The organism is Sutterella seckii (genome assembly GCF_009183815.1).
Classification (GTDB): domain Bacteria; phylum Pseudomonadota; class Gammaproteobacteria; order Burkholderiales; family Burkholderiaceae_F; genus Sutterella; species Sutterella seckii.
The window spans coordinates 1-5801 of sequence record NZ_WEHX01000121.1 but is presented as its reverse complement, the minus strand read 5'-3'; the positions used below and the strand labels follow the sequence as shown (position 1 = coordinate 5801).

The 5801-nt window shown below is 59.0% G+C and carries 5 protein-coding genes; 4 read left to right on the top strand and 1 reads right to left on the bottom strand.

Features of this window, described 5'->3' with window-relative positions:
* The first annotated feature begins 491 nt into the window (after window positions 1–491).
* The 4 genes from allE (at window position 492) to GBM95_RS10835 (ending at window position 4848) form a co-directional block, all read left to right on the top strand.
* Window positions 492–1265, top strand: coding sequence for a (S)-ureidoglycine aminohydrolase (allE, locus tag GBM95_RS10850; RefSeq protein ID WP_152159111.1), 774 nt, complete (start codon window positions 492–494; stop codon window positions 1263–1265).
* 176 nt (window positions 1266–1441) lie between these two features.
* Window positions 1442–2470, top strand: a complete 1029-nt coding sequence (locus GBM95_RS10845; RefSeq protein ID WP_152159110.1) for an aspartate/ornithine carbamoyltransferase family protein — start codon at window positions 1442–1444, stop codon at window positions 2468–2470.
* A 176-nt stretch (window positions 2471–2646) separates the two neighbouring features.
* Window positions 2647–3573, top strand: a complete 927-nt coding sequence (gene arcC / locus GBM95_RS10840) for a carbamate kinase (RefSeq protein ID WP_152159109.1) — start codon at window positions 2647–2649, stop codon at window positions 3571–3573.
* 180 nt (window positions 3574–3753) lie between these two features.
* Entirely contained in the window at window positions 3754–4848 is a 1095-nt protein-coding gene (locus GBM95_RS10835) for an AraC family transcriptional regulator (protein ID WP_152159108.1), read from the top strand.
* A 100-nt stretch (window positions 4849–4948) separates the two neighbouring features.
* Here GBM95_RS10835 and larC read toward each other — a convergent pair whose 3' ends face one another.
* Window positions 4949–5701, bottom strand: a complete 753-nt coding sequence (larC, locus tag GBM95_RS10830) for a nickel insertion protein (protein WP_152159107.1) — start codon at window positions 5699–5701, stop codon at window positions 4949–4951.
* Window positions 5702–5801 lie beyond the last annotated feature (100 nt).

Genomic DNA, 5801 nt, shown 5'->3' with positions numbered 1-5801 from the left:
GCCTCAACATCGGATCGGTGCTGAGGCTCTCGGCGTTGTTTTGGGTACTGTCGGCGAAGTGGAAAAACTGGCTTTCCGAATTTATGGAAGCCCCCTTAAGGCGCTGAGGCAGGAAGTTCCTCTTCCTTCTTCAGCGCCTTTTCTTTTGGCTTTTTTCGTGGCGTTAAATGACAAGTGACATGTCACGATTTGATATCGAGCGTCATGAGAAGCCTAAGGTGTTTGTCGGGTAATATTTTTAAATATATTGAAAAATAAGAAAATCAAAAAGTCATATAGGAGAAAACGCTGTATATGCATGTCGCATAATGACATGACATTGACGCAGTGGGCGCATGAGAAAAGTCATTAAGCGCCTATAGTTCAATTCAACGGAACACGCTTTCCGAAGATCAAATCAAAGCCAGGGCAGGGCCGGAACTCAAGGATGCTGCCAAGGGCTTAGATGCGAAAAAAGCAACCACTCTTACAGTCAGTTGAAGGAGTTTCAGATGCCTGGTTATCCTCAGGACCTGCTTTCCAACCGTTCAGTCGTCAAGGCGGACTTTGCGATCATTACCCCCCAGGGCCGCGTGATCAATACGGTTCCCGGAATCGTTGACGCCAAGATGACGATTCTCTGCTCGCCGAAGATCGGCGCGGGCTTCGTGCAGCTGATCGGCACCCTGGGCGCCACGGCGCACACGGACTACCCCTACGGCGCCAAGGAACACGAAGAAGCCTTCATCTACGTCCTCGACGGCGAAGTTGAACTCGAAGTCGACGTCGCCGGCGAAAAGCGCGTTCTCACGCAGGGCGGCTATGCCTACTCCGCTCCGGGCAAGGGCATCGGCTTCAAGAACGTCAACGGCAAGGAAGGCCGCATCCTCCTCTACAAGCAGCGCTACATCCCGCATCCGAAGGGACTCATGCCCTGGAGCGTCTTCGGCAACATCAATGAAGTTGCCTTCCGCGACTACGACGGCATGGCCAACGTTCACGTCAAGGACTTCCTCCCGGTTGAAGAAGCCTTCGACATGAACATGCACATCCTCTCCTTCGATCCGGGTGCGTCCCACAACATCTGCGAAACGCACGTCCAGGAACACGGCGCCTACATCTATGAAGGCGAAGGCATGTACCTCCTCGACGACACCTGGTACATGACGAAGAAGGAAGACTTCCTCTGGATGGGCGCCTTCTCGGTTCAGGCCGGTTACGGCATCGGCCGCGGCCCGTTCTCCTACATCTATTCGAAGGACTGCAACCGCGACGTCGAGATCTGATTGATCCCGCAAGCGGGCGACCGGAAAAAATGACCGGCCGCGCATCGCGAGCGAAGGGGATGGTCTTCTTTCCCCCTGTCTTTGAAGCCATCCCTTTCAGGTCCGATCCAGCCGGTCTTTTCTCCCCTGCATAGAAGCACCTTTACCAAACAAGCCAACTCCAAGGAATTTTCACCATGGCTCTCGACAGCAACTTCAAGCTCCTTGATATCCGTGAAGCGCTCGCCGGCACCCACATGAAGGGCCGCAACATCACGTTCCTCGATGATTTCTCCCGCGACGAAATCCTCTCCCTCTATCAGGCTGCTGAAATGCTGGAACCCTTCATGCGCACCGGCACCGACCTGCTGCGCGGCAAGGTTCTCTACACGCTCTTCTTCCAGCCCTCCACCCGCACCCGCTGCTCGCATGAAAACGCCATGCACCGCCTCGGCGGCTCCGTGATCACGGAAGCGGATCCGACGCACAACTCCTCCGTCGCGAAGAACGAATCCCTCGCCGACAGCCTGCGCGTCACGAGCGAATACGCCGACGTCATCGTCATGCGTCACCCCGACGACAAGGAAGCCCTCGGCGCCCTCAAGGAAATCGAAGGCCACTGCGCTCCGGTGATCTCGGGCGGCTACGGCCACGTCACGCACCCGACCCAGGGTCTGCTTGACTCCTACACCTGCTGGCGCGCCTTCGGCGACCTCTCCAAGGTCACCGTCGCCATCGCCACGCCCGACCTCTCGCGCGCCCGCTCCGGCCAGTCCTTCGCCCTCGCTCTTGCCGCCATGGGCGCCAAGATCATCTACACGGGCACGAGCGAACTCCGTACGCCGGAAGTCGTTCGTCAGAAGCTCATCAAGATGAACGCGAACTTCGAAGAGCACTTCGACCTCACGATGAAGCAGAACGAAGAGCTCTACGCCGACAAGAACGTCGACCTCATCTATCTGCCGGGCTGCTCCGTCAAGAAGGATGACCCGAACCGCGCCGACTTCGAGAAGAAGATGGCCAACTACTACGTCTCGCTCGAAATGCTCCGCAACATCAAGGCGAAGACCGGCAAGACCGTTGGCGTGCATCACTCGCTGCCGCGCAACCCGGGCGAATTCGACTTCGGCATCGACAACACCGAGCACCAGCTCTACTTCCGCGCGATCGGCTTCTCCGTCGCTCTGCGCATGGCGCTCCTCGCTGCCGTCGTCGGCGTCAACTGATCCCGCCAGCATCAGCAGGGGATCTGCTGAGTTCAATAAGAAAAGCAGCAGGCATCACCGGTATTTCCTGATTCATCCGGGAGTCTGCTCTAGAAAGAGCTCAGCTTCTCTTCAAAGAGGCCGGACGCCGTTCCGGCCTCTTGAACCCAATACTCTCCAGAAAGGATTCTTCAGTCATGCGTCTTGTTATTGCTCTGGGCGGCAATGCCCTTTTGAAGCGCGGTGAGCCGATGCTCTGCGAAAACCAGCGCGAAAACGTTTCCCTCGCCTGTAAGCAGATCGCCAAGGCCTACGAAGGCAACGAGCTCGTGATCACGCACGGCAACGGCCCGCAGGTCGGCCTTCTTGCTCTCCAGAACAATGCCTACAAGAAGGTGCCGATGTATCCGCTCGACGTGATCGGTGCTGAATCGGTCGGCATGATCGGCTACATGATCCAGCAGGAACTCGTCAACTACGTGCCGAAGACCGCCACGCTCGCGACGATCCTCACGCAGACGCAGGTTGACCCTGAAGATCCCGCCTTCAAGAACCCGACGAAGCCCGTCGGCCCCGTCTACGACAAGGAAGAAGCCGAACAGCTCGCCAAGCATCACGGCTGGACGATCGCTCCCGACAACGACAAGTGGCGCCGCGTTGTTCCGAGCCCGGATCCGAAGCGCATCTGGGGTCTCGCTCCTCTTAAGACCCTGGTTGAAAACGGCCACATCGTCATCTGCTGCGGCGGCGGCGGTGTTCCGACGTACTTCGACAAGGACGGCAAGCTCGTCGGCGCCGAGGCCGTGATCGACAAGGATCTCGCTTCGTCCGTTCTCGCCGCTTCCCTTGACGCTGATCTCTTCGTCATCGCCACCGACGTTGACGGCGCCTACATCAACTGGGGCAAGCCCGATCAGAAGAAGATCGTTCAGTCCGATCCGAAGTCGCTGCGCGAATTCGGCTTCGCCAAGGGCTCGATGGGTCCGAAGGTTGAAGCAGCCTGCCGCTTCGTCGAAAAGACGGGCAAGACCGCTGTGATCGGCGCCCTTTCCGAGATCGATCAGATTCTCGCGGGCAAGGCCGGCACTCGCGTCGTCAAAGAAGAGGGCGTCATTTACGGCTGATGCCCCGGATCGAATCTGAAGCACTAGATTCGAGCATGTGATTTTTTCCTCCGCGTTTTTAGCCGGCCCAGGGTTCTCCTCGGCCGGCTTTTTTTTCGCAGGTTCACGTAAAGACTGACGCTTTTCCAGTGTTTTTTCTGATAACGTAAGATTCCGTCCTCAAAGGAGTTTTCCCCCGAAATGTCTGAAGAGATCCGCCTTCCTCTGCCGCTTGAGGGAAAGCCCGTTCCCGATGATGATGCGCATCTGCCCTTGGGCGACAGCATCCTTGCGAGCTGGATCCGTTCGATCTGCCAGACCGCCAGAGGCTACGGCGTGGAGCCTGAAGCTATTCTGAAGCGCGTCGGCATGGATTCCTCGCTTCTCACGGTTCCCGATGCACGATTCCCCGCAATGAACGTGCGCCGCTTCTGGGAGGCGCTCATCAGCGCAACAGGCGACGAACTCATCGGCCTCAAATGCGGTCAGGAAATGCAGGCGCCGACGCTCCACGGCCTCGGGCTTGCCATCATCACGAGCCACTCGCTCGCGCAGGTGCTCGACCTCACGGCGCGCTACGCCAAGGTGATTTCGACGACGATGGACGCGAGCCTCGCGCACGACAGTTCCGGGTCGACCCTGACGCTGAAGACCCTGCACGGCTATGAAGCGCGCCATGCGGCGCTCCTTTGCGTGCTCGCCTTCATCTTCCGTCAGGCGAATTCCCTTTCGCAGCACGCGGTGACCCCGGTCGAGGTGAAGATTCCTCTTCCGAGAGCGGAGCGCGCGGAAATCGAGCGCCTTGAAGAGTATTTCGGCTGCGCCGTCGATACGAAGAGCTCCGACCGTGCATCGATCCGCTTTGCCTACAACGATGTGATGGAGCCCTATGCCGCGCAGAACGCAATGCTTCGCGAGGCAAACGAACAGGTGGTTCGCCAGTACCTCAACCGCGTTCGTCAGTTCTCCTTCACCGTTCGCGTCGAAGAGGAAATCGAGGCGCTTCTCCGGGCGGGCGAAAGCGTCCGCATCCCGGATGTGGCCGGCCGCCTCAATCTGTCCGCACGCACGCTTCAGCGCCGCCTTGAGGAGGAAGGCGCCGTCTTCGTTCACCTCGTAGACAAGCATAAGAAGCAGTTTGCGCACGACGCGCTCGCTCATACCGAACGTTCGATCACCGAGATCGCCTATACGATCGGCTTCTCGGATCCGAGCAACTTTTCGCGCTCGTGCTCGCGCTGGTTCGGGTGCTCCCCCGCCGCCTACCGTCGCAGAATCCGTCAGCTTCCGACGTGATGGAAGCTTCGGCCTGAATAAGAAAAGCCTCCGGAACCGGTTCCTGCCGGGCGGAGGCTTTTTCATTACGCTCAATCAGGGACGTTGGCGGATTTTTCGTTTATTCGGCGGCTGCCGGTGCGGGGGAGCCGAGGAAGAAGCGGGAGCCGTTGGGAACACCCTCAAATTCGGTTCCCCAGACGAAGATCTGCGCGGCCTTTTCAATCGTCATTTCGGGCCAGGGACCGAATTCGGCGCCGAACCCTTTGAGGATCGCGAGGCCCGTGGGCGTCACGAGCTCTCCCTTTCCGGAGGAGCCGCGCACGGCGACGCCGTCCAGCATCGTGAACATAGCAGGCGCCGGGTAGGGAAGAAGGCCGTGGGCGCACTCGACCTCGCCCTCGTTCATCGGAATGGGGCTCGCGGCAATCCTCGAGACGTTCATCTTGAGGAAGAGTTCTGCCGAGAGGCCGATTGCGAGAATGTTGGCCATGCGGCCGACCTCGTGAAAGTGGACCTCATCCATCGACATGCCGTGCACTTTTGCCTCGGCTTGGGCGAGCACCTGCCAGACGCGGTCGGAAAGCGTCCGCGCTGCGTCTGAGAGACGGCTCTCTGCGTAGATTGCCCGGATGTCCGCCGGATGACGGTGGGCGTGCTCCTTCGGCGCCAGAATCCGCGCCGACATGCCGCGGATGGAATTGACGTAGCGGGGGGCAAACTCGAGGCCGCAGTCGATGTTGGGAAAGAGCGTGCGCAGGTAGGCGCCAGCCATCCCGCCCGGAAGGTCGTTCAGGGCAAGGAGGCCGGCGAGGAAGGCGCCCGCGTTGAAGCCCGCATGAATGCGGACGGCAAGAATCGAGGATTCAGTCATGGATATTAACAAAGGTATTTAATAGTTGACGGATGGTGCTGTGTGGCGCTTGGGGTCAGGCCGCCTGTGCATAGAGGGTACTCTCATTCGTAAAACAGGC